9 protein-coding genes and 1 rRNA gene are annotated in these 13,567 nt (G+C 72.6%); 7 read left to right on the forward strand and 3 right to left on the reverse strand.

Annotated elements, in window-relative coordinates:
- Positions 1-5: 5 nt before the first annotated feature.
- The 7 genes from rrf to AB7J25_RS21720 all read left to right on the forward strand — a co-directional run bounded on the left by rrf (position 6) and on the right by AB7J25_RS21720 (position 10,019).
- Positions 6-122 (forward strand): 5S ribosomal RNA (gene rrf, locus AB7J25_RS21690).
- Between the two features lie 203 nt (positions 123-325).
- On the forward strand, positions 326-766 hold the full coding sequence (locus AB7J25_RS21695) for a single-stranded DNA-binding protein (RefSeq protein ID WP_428511496.1): 441 nt from the start codon (positions 326-328) through the stop codon (positions 764-766).
- Positions 767-791: 25 nt separating this feature from the next.
- The gene (gene ettA, locus AB7J25_RS21700; RefSeq protein WP_428511498.1) at positions 792-2,468 is read left to right on the forward strand and encodes an energy-dependent translational throttle protein EttA; all 1,677 of its coding nucleotides are present in this window, start codon (positions 792-794) and stop codon (positions 2,466-2,468) included.
- A gap of 140 nt (positions 2,469-2,608) precedes the next feature.
- Entirely contained in the window at positions 2,609-7,378 is a 4,770-nt protein-coding gene (locus AB7J25_RS21705) for an NAD-glutamate dehydrogenase (protein WP_428511500.1), read from the forward strand.
- Between the two features lie 43 nt (positions 7,379-7,421).
- On the forward strand, positions 7,422-7,841 hold the full coding sequence (locus AB7J25_RS21710) for an acyl-CoA thioesterase (RefSeq protein WP_428511502.1): 420 nt from the start codon (positions 7,422-7,424) through the stop codon (positions 7,839-7,841).
- Entirely contained in the window at positions 7,838-8,497 is a 660-nt protein-coding gene (locus AB7J25_RS21715) for a hypothetical protein (RefSeq protein ID WP_428511504.1), read from the forward strand. The genes AB7J25_RS21710 and AB7J25_RS21715 overlap by 4 nt, the downstream gene beginning before the upstream one ends.
- A gap of 121 nt (positions 8,498-8,618) precedes the next feature.
- Positions 8,619-10,019: a S8 family serine peptidase gene (locus AB7J25_RS21720; protein WP_428511506.1), complete on the forward strand. Its 1,401-nt coding sequence runs from the start codon at positions 8,619-8,621 to the stop codon at positions 10,017-10,019.
- Between the two features lie 6 nt (positions 10,020-10,025).
- Here AB7J25_RS21720 and AB7J25_RS21725 read toward each other — a convergent pair whose 3' ends face one another.
- The 3 genes from AB7J25_RS21725 to AB7J25_RS21735 are packed head-to-tail and all read right to left on the reverse strand — an operon-like array spanning position 10,026 to position 13,556.
- On the reverse strand, positions 10,026-10,421 hold the full coding sequence (locus AB7J25_RS21725) for a globin (protein WP_428511508.1): 396 nt from the start codon (positions 10,419-10,421) through the stop codon (positions 10,026-10,028).
- A gap of 4 nt (positions 10,422-10,425) precedes the next feature.
- Positions 10,426-11,463, reverse strand: coding sequence for a mechanosensitive ion channel family protein (locus AB7J25_RS21730; protein WP_428511510.1), 1,038 nt, complete (start codon positions 11,461-11,463; stop codon positions 10,426-10,428).
- Positions 11,463-13,556 (reverse strand): prolyl oligopeptidase family serine peptidase, encoded by a 2,094-nt coding sequence (locus AB7J25_RS21735; RefSeq protein ID WP_428511512.1) that lies wholly within the window; start codon positions 13,554-13,556, stop codon positions 11,463-11,465. The genes AB7J25_RS21730 and AB7J25_RS21735 overlap by 1 nt, the downstream gene beginning before the upstream one ends.
- Positions 13,557-13,567 lie beyond the last annotated feature (11 nt).

Here is a 13,567-nt window from a genome sequence, read left to right on the forward strand (position 1 = left end):
GTGTTGTCGGTGGTTGTGGCGGAGGGGAAACGCCCGGTCCCATCCCGAACCCGGAAGCTAAGCCCTCCAGCGCCGATGGTACTGCACCCGCCAGGGTGTGGGAGAGTAGGTCACCGCCGACATCAAAACCCGAAAGATAAAGGGGTGCTCCACCGGAATTTCCGGCGGAGCACCCCTTTTTTCGTTGTTGCACGGCGCGTCGGCGGGTCCGGTTGTCCACCTCGCCGGCAGTTGTCCACAGCTGCGAAGAACGCCCTTCTCCTGCCCCCTCGCCGACGGGCACCCTCGATCACGTCGGTTCGATCGAGTACCGGGGGAGAGGGACATGGGCCGCAACGAGACAGTCACCACGATCGTCGGCAACATCGCGAGCACGGTGGGAAAGCGGACGCTCACGGACGGCACCGTCGTCGCGTCGTTCCGGCTGGCGAGCAACGAGCGTCGCTGGAACAAGGCCGAGGGGGCGTGGTGCGACGGCGACCGCCTCTTCCTGACGGTCACCTGCTGGCGTGAGCTGGGCGAGAACGTCGTGCGGTCGTTCGTGTCGGGTGATCCCGTCGTCGTCTTCGGGCGGCTGCGCACCCACCGCTTCGAGCGCGAAGGGGAGCCGAGCTCCCGCATCGAGATGGAGGCGATCGCGGTCGGGCCGGACCTCAACCGGTGTTCGGCCGTGGTCACACGCACTGCCGGGGCCGCGGCGCCGGCTGAGGTTCCGAGCCAGGTCGGGGCCCAGGATGCGCCGGTCGAGGCGGCCGTCGGTGGGTGAGCGACGCGGAACTACCATCGTTGCCGTGGCGGACTTCATCTACACCATGCAGAAGGTACGCAAGGCGCACGGGGACAAGGTGATCCTCGACGACGTGACCCTCGCCTTCCTGCCGGGCGCGAAGATCGGTGTCGTCGGCCCGAACGGCGCGGGCAAGTCGACGGTTCTGAGGATCATGGCCGGGCTGGAGCACGCCAACAACGGGGAGGCTTTCCTCGCGCCCGAGGCGACGGTGGGGATTCTCCAGCAGGAGCCTTCGCTGAACGAGGAGAAGACGGTCCTCGGCAACGTGGAGGAGGGCCTCGGCGAGATCAAGGAACAGCTCGACCGGTACAACGAGATCGCCGAGAGGATGGCCACCGACTACTCCGACGAGCTGATGGAGGAGATGGGCCAGCTCCAGGAGGTCCTGGACCACGCCGACGCATGGGATCTCGACTCTCAGCTCGAGCAGGCGATGGACGCGCTGCGTTGCCCGCCGCCGGACTCGCCGGTCACGACGCTCTCGGGTGGCGAGCGCCGCCGCGTCGCGCTCTGCAAGCTCCTGCTGAGCAAGCCCGACCTGCTGCTGCTGGACGAGCCTACGAACCACCTGGACGCGGAGAGCGTGCTGTGGCTCGAGCAGCACCTCGCCTCGTACCCGGGGGCGGTCCTCGCGGTCACCCACGACCGCTACTTCCTGGACAACGTGGCGCAGTGGATCCTCGAGCTCGACCGTGGCCGCGCCTACCCGTACGAGGGCAACTACTCCACCTACCTGGAGAAGAAGGCCGAGCGGCTCGCCGTGCAGGGTCGCAAGGACGCCAAGCTGCAGAAGCGCCTGAGGGACGAGCTCGCGTGGGTGCGGTCGGGTGCCAAGGCCCGCCAGGCCAAGGGCCGTGCCCGCCTGCAGCGCTACGAGGAGATGGCGGCGGAGGCCGAGAAGCACCGCAAGCTGGACTTCGAGGAGATCCAGATCCCGGTGGGGCCGCGGCTGGGCAGCGTCGTCGTCGAGGTCCAGCATCTCGACAAGGGCTTCGACGGGCGGATGCTCATCAAGGACCTGTCGTTCACGTTGCCGCGCAACGGCATCGTCGGCGTCATCGGGCCCAACGGCGTGGGCAAGACGACGCTGTTCAAGACGATCGTCGGCCTGGAGCAGCCCGACTCGGGCACGGTCCGGATCGGCGACACGGTGCGGCTGTCCTACGTCGACCAGAACCGCGCGGGGATCGACCCGAAGCAGACGGTGTGGCAGGTCGTCTCGGACGGGCTGGACCACATCCGTGTCGGGCAGACGGAGATGCCGTCGCGCGCCTATGTCGCCGCGTTCGGGTTCAAGGGCCCTGACCAGCAGAAGCCTGCCGGCGTGCTCTCCGGCGGGGAGCGCAACCGGCTGAACCTCGCGCTCACCCTGAAGCAGGGCGGCAACCTGATCCTGCTGGACGAGCCGACCAACGATCTCGACGTCGAGACGCTCGCCTCGCTGGAGAACGCCCTGGAGCAGTTCCCCGGCTGCGCGGTCGTGATCTCACACGACCGGTGGTTCCTCGACCGGGTGTGTACACACATCCTCGCCTGGGAGGGAACGGACGAGAACCCGGCCGCGTGGTTCTGGTTCGAGGGCAACTTCGAGGCGTACGAGAAGAACAAGGTCGAACGGCTGGGGGCCGAGGCCGCACGCCCGCACCGGGTGACCTACCGCAAGCTCACGCGCGACTGATCCGCCCGCGGCAGCAGAAGCAGGAAAGCGGCCGCCTGTGACCAGCACGAGAGCAACGGAGCACTCGTGACCGCACCTGCGGGGCCGGTCCCGCAGGGTCCACCGGTCACGGCGAGGACGAGCACCGGCGAGGAGTTGTTGTGACCGACACCGAGACCCACGCGGTGGACCCCGAGCTCGCAGCGCTGGGCGAGCTGTACGCCCGCCACTCGCCGGACGCGGGGCGCCGCGGGTCCGCGGAAACCCTGGTCTCGGCGGCGCGGTCGCATCGTGCGCTCGCCGCTCGGCGGGCCGCGGGTACCGCGATCGTGCGCGTGGCCGGCGGCCCAGGGCAGGCGGAGGCGGTCGTGGAGGCTGTCACCGACGACATGCCGTTCCTCGTCGACTCGGTGCTCGGCGCGATCGAGCGGGCCGCGGGCAGGTCGGCCCGGATCGTGCACCCGATCGTGGTCGTACGCCGGGATGCGACGGGGGCGCTCCTCGAGGTGCTGCCCGACGCCGATCCCGTCGATCCGCCACCCGGGGCGATCGCCGAGTCCTGGCTCCGGGTGGAGCTCGTGGCCGCGGTGCCCGATCCGGACACGCTGCGGGCGGAGGTCGAGGGCGTGCTGCGCGACGTCCGGGAGGTCATCTCGGACGGTGCCGCCATGGTGCGCCGCGCCGTCGAGCTCGCCGACGAGCTGGTGACGGACCCGTCGATGGTCCCGCGCGGCGACCCGTCGGCCGCAGACCTCGCGGACCTCCTGCGCTGGCTCGCCGACGGCCACCTCGCGTTCGTCGGCTACCGCCGCTACGTCGGCTTCGACGAGAACGACCTCGCACCGGAGGGCGACGGTCTCGGCGTCCTGCGCCGTGACACGCGGGTGAGCCGGGCGTTCGCGCCCAGTGCGGACAGCACGGGGGCCCATCGCCTGCGCTACGACGCCCTGGTGATCACGCGGGCGAGCATGAAGGGCCCGCTGCACTCGGTGCACCCGTACTTCATCTCGATCCGCACCGTCGACGAGTACGGCATGCTCACCGGGGAGCACCGCTTCCTCGGCACGCTGACGGTTCCCGCGCTGTACGAGAGCGTGCTGGACATCCCGATCGTGGCCGGCCGGGTGCGCGAGGCCATCCACCAGGCCGGCTTCCCGCTGGACTCCTACTCCGGCCAGCAGATGCTGCAGGTGATCTCCGGGCTCCCGCGCGAGGAGCTGTTCAGCTCGGACACCGAGCGGCTGCACGACACCGCCACCGGGGTCCTCGCGATCGCCGGGAGCCTGGGGCTGCGGTTGTTCCTGCGCCGCGACCCGTACCGGCGCTTCATCGCCGTGCTCGTGTACCTGCCGCGGGATCGCTACACCACGTCGTCGCGGCTCGCGATGTCGGACGTGCTGCGCGAGCGCCTCGGCGGGCAGTCGGTCGACCACACGGCGTGGGTGTCCGAGTCCAGCGTCGCGATGGTGCACTTCACCGTCCACACCGGGCCGAACGCGTCGGGGTTCGACACCTACTTCGGCAGGCCGCAGGCATCGGCGGCCGCGACGGAGGCGCTCGAGATCGAGCTCGCGGCGGCGATCCGCACCTGGGACGACCGGTTCGTCGCCCAGCCGAGCTGCGAGGCCGCGACGGCGGCGCTGCTCCCCGGGGTGCCCGAGGCCTACAAGGCGGCAGTCGATCCCGCGCACGCGGTCGAGGACCTGCGCCGGATCGCGGCCCTGGACGGGCCGGGTGCGTTCGACGTGCGCGTGCACCCCGGCCCGGCCGAGCACGAGCGGCGGTTCACCCTCTACCTCGCCGGCGAGCCGGTGACCCTCACCTCCGTGCTGCCGCTGCTGCAGCAGCTCGGCGTGGAGGTGCTCGACGAGCAACCCGCCGAGTTCCGCCGGCCGGACGGGCTGCGCTGCTTCCGCTACGACTTCGGCATCCGGCTGGACGAGGCCACCCGAATCGCGGTCGCGGACCGCCCGGAGGGTGACCTGGAGCGGTCGTTCTGCGACGCGTTCTCGGCGGCGTGGCGCGGGGACGCGGAGAGCGACTGGTTCAGCCCGCTGGTGCTGCGGGCGGGCCTGCCGTGGCGCGAGGTGGCGGTGCTGCGCGCCTACGCCCGCTACGCCCGCCAGGTCGGGGTCGCCTACGGCATGGTCTACATCGCCGACGTGCTGCTCGCGCACGCCGACGTCGCCGCGGCCCTGCTGGCGCTGTTCCGGGCCCGGTTCGACCCCGCACTGGACGAGCGGGAGCGGTCGACGGCGATGCACGCGGCGCTGTCCGACGTCGACCGCCGGATCGAGGCGGTCACCGGCCTGGACGCGGACCGGATCCTGCGCGCGTACGTCACCGGCATCACCGCGACGCTGCGCACGAACTTCTACCGCAACCGGTCGTTCGTGTCGTTCAAGGTCGACCCGACGGCGGTGCCCTACATGCCGCACCCGCGGCCCCGGTTCGAGATCTTCGTGTACTCCCCGCGGGTCGAGGGCGTGCACCTGCGGTTCGGGCCGGTCGCGCGCGGCGGGCTGCGCTGGTCGGACCGGCCCCAGGACTACCGCACCGAGATCCTCGGCCTGGTCAAGGCGCAGCAGGTGAAGAACGCGGTGATCGTGCCGGTCGGGGCGAAGGGCGGATTCGTCGTGCGCCGGTCCGACCCCGACCCCGAAGAGGTGCAGGGCTGCTACCGCACCTTCATCTCGGGCCTGCTCGACGTGACGGACAACCTGGTCGGCGGCGAGACGGTGCCGCCGCCGGGCGTGGTGCGCCACGACGGCGACGATTCCTACCTCGTCGTCGCCGCGGACAAGGGCACGGCGCGGTTCTCCGACCTCGCCAACGAGGTCGCGGCGTCCTACGGGTTCTGGCTGGGGGACGCGTTCGCCTCGGGTGGTTCGGTCGGATACGACCACAAGGCCATGGGCATCACCGCCCGCGGCGCCTGGGAGAGCGTCAAGCGGCACTTCCGCGAGCTGGGGCTGGACACCCAGCGCGAGGAGTTCACCGTGGTCGGCATCGGCGACATGTCCGGCGACGTCTTCGGCAACGGGATGCTGCTCTCCCCGCACATCCGCCTGGTCGCGGCGTTCGACCACCGGCACGTGTTCGTCGACCCGACCCCGGACGCGGCGCGCTCGTTCGCCGAGCGCAGGCGGCTGTTCGCCCTGTCGCGCTCGTCCTGGGACGACTACGACCGCGCCGTCATCAGCCCCGGGGGCGGGGTGTGGCCGCGCACGGCGAAGGCTGTGCCGGTCGGCCCCGAGATGCGGACGGCGCTCGGGCTCGCGGACGACGTGCAGCGGCTCAGCCCGCCCGAGCTCGTCGCGGCGATCCTGCGGGCGCCCGCGGACCTGCTGTGGAACGGCGGCATCGGCACCTACGTCAAGGCCACGGACGAGACCCAGTCCGAAGCGGGCGACAAGGCGAACGACGCCGTGCGCGCGGACGGCCGGGAGCTGCGCGTGAAGGTGGTGGGGGAGGGCGGCAACCTCGGGTTGACCCAGCGTGGCCGCATCGAGTTCGCGCGGCTGGGCGGCCGGATCAACACCGACGCCGTCGACAACTCGGCGGGCGTGGACTGCTCCGACCACGAGGTCAACATCAAGATCCTGGTCGACCGCCTCGTGACCGCGGGCGAGCTCACCCGCGAGGAGCGCAACCGGCTGCTCGCCGAGATGACCGACGAGGTCGCGGAGCTGGTGCTCGGCGACAACCGCGACCAGAACACGGTGCTCGGCATCGCGCGGGTCCACTCGCCCGCGATGGTGTCGCCGCACGCTCGGCTCACCGCCGAGCTCGAGGCCCGCACCGGGTTGGACCGGCACCTGGAGGTGCTGCCGGACGAGGCCGGGTTCGAGGCGCTGGAGGCGGCCGGCGAGGGCCTCACCGGCCCGGAGCTGGCCACGCTGCTCGCCCACACGAAGCTCGACCTGACAGCCCGGGTGGTCGCTACCCCGCTGCCGGACGTGTCCGCGTTCGCCGCACGCCTGCCGGAGTACTTCCCGCAGCCGCTGCGGGAGCGCTACCCGGCCGCGATCACCGGCCATCCGCTGAGGCGCGAGATCGTGGTCACGAAGCTCGTCAACGAGATGGTCGACGGGGGCGGCATCACCTACGCGTTCCGGCTGGGCGAGGAGCTGTCGGCGGGGCCGGACGATGCGCTGCGCGCCTACGCCGTCACGACGGCGGTGTTCGACCTCCCGGTGCTGTGGCAGCGGCTGTGCGGCGAGCCCGGCCCGGGCGGCGAGGCGCCGATCGTGGTGCGCACCGCCGTCGCGGACGAGGTCGTGCTGGAGTCGCGGCGGCTGCTGGACCGCGCGTCGCGGTGGTTCCTCACCAACCGGCCGCAGCCGCTCGCCGTCGGTGCGGAAGTCGCCCGGTTCGCCAGCGCCGTGCGGGAGCTGCGGACGCGACTGCCCGATCTGCTGCGGGGCAGGCAGCGCGCCGAGATGGGCAGGCGGGCCGACGAGCTGCGTGCCGAGGGCATGGCCGATACGGACGCCACGGCGGCGGCGGCCTTCGTGGCCGGTTTCGGCCTGCTGGACGTGGTCGAGCTCACCGAGATCGCCGAGCGGGACCGCGAGCCACGCGAGCCCTACGAGGTGGCGCAGCTGTACTACGCGCTCTCCGACCACCTCGGCATCGACACCGCGCTCACGTCGGTGACGTTCCTGGAGCGCGCGGACCGCTGGCACGCCCTGGCCCGGCTCGCCCTGCGTGACGATCTGTACGGGTCGCTGCGGGCGATCACGCTCGACGCGCTGCGCGAGGCCCCGCCGGGCATCGGTGTCGGGGACGCGATCGCCGTCTGGGAACGGGCGAACGCGTCGCGGCTCGTGCGCGCCCGCGCGGCGTTGCAGGAGGTGGCCACGTCGCAGCGGCTGGATCTCGCGACGCTGTCGGTGGTGTCGCGGGAGCTGCGGGGGCTCGCCCGATAGGGGCCCGGCCAGGGCCGGTGCTCCGTCTGGAAGGCTCTCGGACGTGGGCCGATTCGTCGCGCAGGTGCCGGTGCGCTGGACCGACCAGGACTCCTACCGGCACATCAACCACGCCCGCACCGTCACGCTGCTCGAGGAGGCGCGGATCGCGCTCCTGTTCGACGCGGCGGCCGCTGAGGGCGTCACCGCGTTCTCCGCGGGTCTCCTGGTCGCCGGGCTGAACGTCGACTACCGACGCCAGGTGCCCTATCGGCCACGGCTCCGGGTCGCGATGTGGGTCGACGAACTGCGCGCCGCGTCATTCCGGATCCACTACGAGATGCACGACGGCCCGGCTGCCGAGGACCCGGTTGCGGCGACGGCCTGGACCCGGATGGCGATGGTCGATCTCGACGCGAACCGGCCACGACGGCTCACCGCCCCGGAGCGGGAGTTCCTTGCCCGCTGGACGGTGCAGGCGTGACCGCCCTCACGATCCCGGACCCGGTCGACCGGGACGACCTCGGGGCGTTCACCGCGCGCATCGTGCGGCTGGACCAGGTGGCGCTCGTGCGGCTGCGGGCCGAACGTCGCGGCGAGGACGGCTACGTCGTGGCCTGGGCACCCACCCCGTTCGACGCGCTCGCCACCCGTTCCGTGCGCGGCGGCATCGAACCCGCGGACACGACGGTGTCGGCCTCCGCGCTGCTCACCGCTCTCGCGGTGGACCGCGCGGCGACCATCGACCCGGGTCCGGCGCTCCCGGCGAACCTCGCTGACCTGCCGCCCGAGGACGGCTGGGCGGTGGTGGAGGACGTCCCGGCCGCCGAGCTGGACGCGCTCGCCGAGCGTGGCCTCGCCATGGCGCGGGAGAACGCGGGCCCGCTCGGCCCACCCGCGTCGCTGATGGACCAGACGGTGCTCACGGTGGAGGGCGGCGCTCACGATCGGGTCGGTGGCGCCGCGGTGAAGGTGCCGTTGCGGTGCCTGTTCGCACTGTCCGGGATGGGTTTCCTCGGCGCGGGCGCGGCGACGGACACGGTGCGCGTGTCCGCCACCGGCTCGTGGCTGCGATTGGACGCGCGGTTCGGGGCCGTCGTCCGACGCAGGGTGACCGCGCTTCCGCTGATCGTCCCCTGATCCCCGGCCGAGGGTCCCTCGGACGGGTCGTAGATGGCCACGATCGTGCTGCGCAGAGTGACCTTCCTGCGATGCCGGGTGTGGAGTGGTGCTCCACGGACAGGCAGGGGGCACGCGGTTCATGAGCACGGCACGGCGGCGGTGGACGGTGGTGATCGGCCTCGTGGTCGCGCTGGCCGGATCGGGGGGCGCCGCCCACGCCGCTCCGGGCGGTGACGGTGTCGTCGTGCGCAGCCGCACCGTGCTCGTGCACGGTACGGACACGCAGGCCGCCGTGGCGGCGGTGCAGGCATCCGGGATGCGGGTCGTGACGCGGTTCCGCAAGGTCGGGATCGTGGTCGCGCAGGGCACGGCGACGCAGGCGGCGGACGCGGGCGGGCGCCCGGGGGTGACCCGCGTGGAGACCCCGAGGGACGTCGGCTTCGCGGGGCGCGACGCGCGGCGGGCGAGCTCGCATCAGGCCACCCGGGGGCACGAGGCGATCGGGGCGTTCCGCGGCGCGAACGGGTCGCCGCTGGACGGCACGGGCGTGAGCATCGCCGTCATCGACTCGGGCATCGACCCGACGCATCCGTCGTTCGCGGGCGGAAAGGTCGTCGCGAACCTCGACTGCGACCCGTTCAGCACCGACGACTGCGCCGACGCCGGCGACCGTCCGACCGACGACATCGGCCACGGCACGCACGTCGCGGGTATCGCCGCCGGGCGCGAGGTGACGCTCGCCGACGGCACGCGCGTGTCGGGTGCCGCACCCGGCGCGTCGATCGTGTCGCTGGCGATCTCGACCAACCAGGCCTACGTCGCGGCGATGACGGCGTTCAACTGGGTGCTGGAGCACCACGAGGCGCCGTGCGGGCCGGGAGTTCCGGCGACGGTGTGCCCGCCGATCCGGGTCACGTCCAACTCCTACGGGCCGGGCGGTGGCGGCGACTTCGACCCCGACGAGGCGGAGGCGAAGCTCCAGCGGGCACTCGCCGGCGAGGGTGTGGTGACGGTGTGGGCGAACGGCAACGACGGCGGTGACGGCTCGGACAACCGCAGCAACCCGCCCGGCCAGGACCCCACCCCGGGAGTGCTGAGCGTGGCCGGGCACACCGACCACGGCACCGGCGAGCGTGACGACCCGCGCAGGCCCGACGTCGCCGCCTTCTCCTCCCGCGGGCGCGCGTCGGACCCGGCGACCTGGCCGGACGTCTCCGCACCCGGCGAGGCGATCCTGTCCTCGTGCCGGCGCACGCTCGTCACCTGTATCGGCCGCTCCGGGAGCCGCGACGGCGGGAACTTCGTCGAGCTGAGCGGGACGTCGTTCGCGGCGCCGCACGTGGCGGGGGCGGTGGCGCAGCTGTTCCAGATGCGGCCCTCTGCGACACCCGCCCAGGTGGAGGACGCGCTCAAGGCGACGGCGTTCCGCTACGACGGTGGCGATGGCTACAGCCGCGTCGGCCCCTACCTCTCCTCGTTCGACAAGGGCACCGGGCTGATCGACGTGGTCGCCGCGGCACAGCGGCTGCGCGGCGACTGAGCGCGGTCAGAAGTCTGAGTTGACCATGCTCTGGGCGGCGTACTCCAGGTACTGCCACAGCTGCGCGCGGTGCGCCTGCGGCAGGTCCGCCTCGTCCACCGCGACGCGCATGCAGCGCAACCACGCGTCGCGCTCGATCGGGCCGATCCGGAACGGGGCGTGCCGCATCCGCAGCCGCGGGTGCCCCCGCTGCTCGGAGTAGGTGCGCGGGCCACCCCAGTACTGCTCCAGGAACATCCGCAGGCGCAGCTCGGCGGGGCCGAGGTCCTCCTCCGGGTAGAGGGGGCGCAGGATCTCGTCGTCGCGGACCTGCTCGTAGAACCGCGCGACGATCCGCTCGAACACCGGCGCACCGCCGACCTCGGCGTAGAAGTCTCGTGGATCGACAGCCGAATTGGTCACCCTGTCATCCTCCCTCCGGGCTCTTCGGGCTGGTGAACGGTACCTGCTCGGCCTTCGGGACCGGCGGCGCAGCCTCGTCGGGCGCGCTGCCCGTCACGGCACCCGGAGCGGGCAGGCCCGCATCGTCGAACGCGTCCGAGACCGCGGCGTAGAGCGCCCGCTGCACCGCGAACTGCTTGCCGGGCGCGACCCGCACCGTCACGCGCAAGGTGACGCCCTCGACCGTCGCCTTCTCCACGCCGAGCACCTCCGGCGGCGCCAGCACCCAGTCCGCGAGGTCCTCGCGGGCCACCCGCTCGGCGGCCACGCGGTCCGCGATCGCCGTGGCGTCGCCGAAGTCCGCCTGGTGGGCGAGCGGCAGGTCCACGACGGCCACCGCGAAGTCCTGGCTCTTGTTGCCCACCCGCAGGATCTCGCCGTTGCGGACGTACCAGACGGTGCCGTACGCGTCGCGGATCGTCGTGACGCGCAGGCCGACCGCCTCGACGGTGCCGCTGGCCTGGCCGAGGTCGACGACGTCGCCGACGCCGAGCTGGTCCTCCAGCAGCATGAACATTCCCGAGAGGAAGTCGCGCACCAGGTTCTGGGCGCCGAAGCCGAGCGCGATGCCGAGGATGCCGGCGCTCGCGAGGATCGGCCCGAGGGCGACGCCGAACTCGGCGAGGATCATCACGAGCGCCACGACGAGCACGACGGCGGAGCTGATGGAACGCAGGATCGAGCCGATCGTCTGCGCGCGGGCGCGCCGGCGCGTCGTGACCAGCGGCCGGGCCGCCTCCTTGACCTTCGAGGGTGTGCGGCGGGCGACGACCCGGCGGACGCTGCCGTTGGTGACGCCGTCCACCATCCGGCGGATGGCCCGGTGCAGCAGGTGGCGGGCGACCAGCGCGAAGATCACGATCAGAATGATCGAAATCGTGTGGGACACGATCGAGTCGGCGGCGCGCGAGAGCGTGTCGTTGTGGGTCCACTCGTAGAAGCGCGCGCACCAGGAGCCCGCGTCGGTGACGCACTGCGGCTCCAGCAGGTCGTCGATGGGCATCAGGCCAGCTCCAGTCCGGTGTACGCGGCGAGGAAGGCCAACTGGTCCACGGCCAGGGCGACGGAACGGCTCACCGAACGTGCGCCGTGGCCCACCCGGGACTCGCGGCGCAGCAGGACCGGGTGCGTCGCCGGGTCCGACGCCGTCGCGTGCTGGAGCGCGGCGCACATCTTGCGGGCGTGCAGCGGGTCGACGCGGGTGTCGGCGTCGAAGACGGTGAACAGCACCGCCGGGTAGGCCGCCCCGTCGCGCACGTGGTGGTACGGCGAGTAGGACAGCAGCCAGCCCAGCTCCTCGGGGGCGTCGGCCGTGCCGTACTCGTCGTTCCAGGTGCGGCCGAGCAGGAAGTGCTCGTAGCGCACCATGTCGAGCAGCGGGGCGGAGCAGACCACCGCCCGGTACAGCTCGGGGCGCTGCGTGAGCGCGGCCCCGACGAGCAGGCCGCCGTTGGAGCCGCCCATGATCGCGAGCCGGTCCGGCGTGGTGTCGCCGGCGGCGATCAGCGCCCGGGCGGCCGCGTGGAAGTCGTCGAAGGTGTTCTGCTTGTGCTCGCGGCGCCCGGCCCGGTGCCAGCCGTCGCCCTCCTCGCTCCCGCCGCGCAGGGACGCCACGACGTAGGTTCCGCCCGCGGCGACCCAGGTCAGCGCGGTCGCCGAGAACGCAGGTGCCAGCGCGTTCGCGAAGCCGCCGTAGCCGTAGAGGAGGGTCGGGCGAGGGCCGTCGGCATCGGGCGGGGACACGACGAACATCCGCACCGTCGTGCCGTCCGCGGACGTGAACGCGCGCTGCTCGGTGCGCGCGGCGGGCACCTCGACGGCGCCGGGCGAGTCGATCTCCAGCTCGACGGCACCGGTGGTCAGGTCGAAGCGGTGGACGCGGTGCGGCGTCACGAGGTCGGTGAAGCCGAACCACACCCGCCCGTACTGCCCGGGGGTCGCCTCGTCGGCCGTCCGGACACCCGCGAGCGAACCCGTGCCCGGCAGCGCGACGTCCGCGACGTGGGTGCCGTCAGTGCGATGCAGGGCCAGCTCGGACACCGCATGGCGGCGGCGGGCGACGACCAGCAGCGGCTCAGCTCCGTTCTCGGAGCCGGTCTCCAGCCGGATGACGCCGGTGAGGACGGAGTCCGGCTCCTCGGCGATCAGCTCCCGCCAGTGCTCGCGGGCGGGCGCATCCGGGTCGGTGACCGCCAGCCGCCAGCGCGGCGCGCCGTCGGTGGTGAGCAGGTACAGGCGCCCGTCGGGACCCACCCAGGCGTGGCACTGCACGTCGTCGGCCTGCGTGAGCACGGGCGTGAGCAGGCCGGCCCCGGCTGTGTCGATCTCGCCGATCTCGCCGACCTCGCCGATCCACAGGCTGTCGCGCCGCGCCGTCCCGACCCGGGCGCTCACCACGAGCCAGCGCCCGTCCCGGGACACCTCGACGCCGTAGTAGGTATGGTCCTCGTAGAGGCCCGGGGCCTCCACCAGCCGCTCCTCGCCGGTGGCGAGGGTGCGGAGATGGATGCGGCGGCGGAAGTCGTCGCGTGCGTCGCTGACCTTGCGGACGTAGACCAGCCGCTCGCCCCCGGGCAGCCACGCCACCGACGTGATGTGGCAGCGGTCGATCGGGCCGTCCACGATCTCGCCGGTGCCGACGTCCATGACCTGCAGCGTGGACTGCTCGTCCCCGCCTGCCGACACGCCGTACACCAGCAGCCTGCCTTCGTGGTCGGGCAACCACAGGTCGAGGGTGGTGAGGCCGTCCGGATCGAGGGCGATCGGGTCGATCAGCACGCGCTCGCGCCCGTCCGGCTCGGTCACGAACAGCACGCCGTGCTCCTGACCGGGCAGGCGGCGCATCGCGAAGCGCCGCCCGGCGCGCCACAGCGGCGCGGACACGTAGCCGGCGTCGAGCAGTGACGTCAGGCGTTCGGCCAGGGTGTCGCGGCCGGGGAGCGCGTCGAGGACGCCACGGGCGAGCTCGTCCTGCGCGGCGGACCAGTCCTTCGTCGCGGGATCGTCGGGGTCCTCGAGCCACCGGTAGGGATCGGGGATCCGGTGACCGTGCAGCTCCTCGACGAGATCCCGTCGTGCGGCTTCGGGGTACGTCACGCGCGACGAGG

This window comes from Pseudonocardia sp., from assembly GCF_050246655.1.
In the GTDB taxonomy this organism is placed as follows: domain Bacteria; phylum Actinomycetota; class Actinomycetes; order Mycobacteriales; family Pseudonocardiaceae; genus Pseudonocardia.

What these genes read in the sequence shown, in the direction of transcription:
- AB7J25_RS21730 (WP_428511510.1), bottom strand. Translation starts at nt 11,463, where the DNA reads ATGCCCATCGACGACCTGCTGGAGCCGCAGTGCGTCACCGACGCGGGC.
- AB7J25_RS21695 (WP_428511496.1), top strand. Translation starts at nt 326, where the DNA reads ATGGGCCGCAACGAGACAGTCACCACGATCGTCGGCAACATCGCGAGC.
- AB7J25_RS21720 (WP_428511506.1), top strand. Translation starts at nt 8,619, where the DNA reads ATGAGCACGGCACGGCGGCGGTGGACGGTGGTGATCGGCCTCGTGGTC.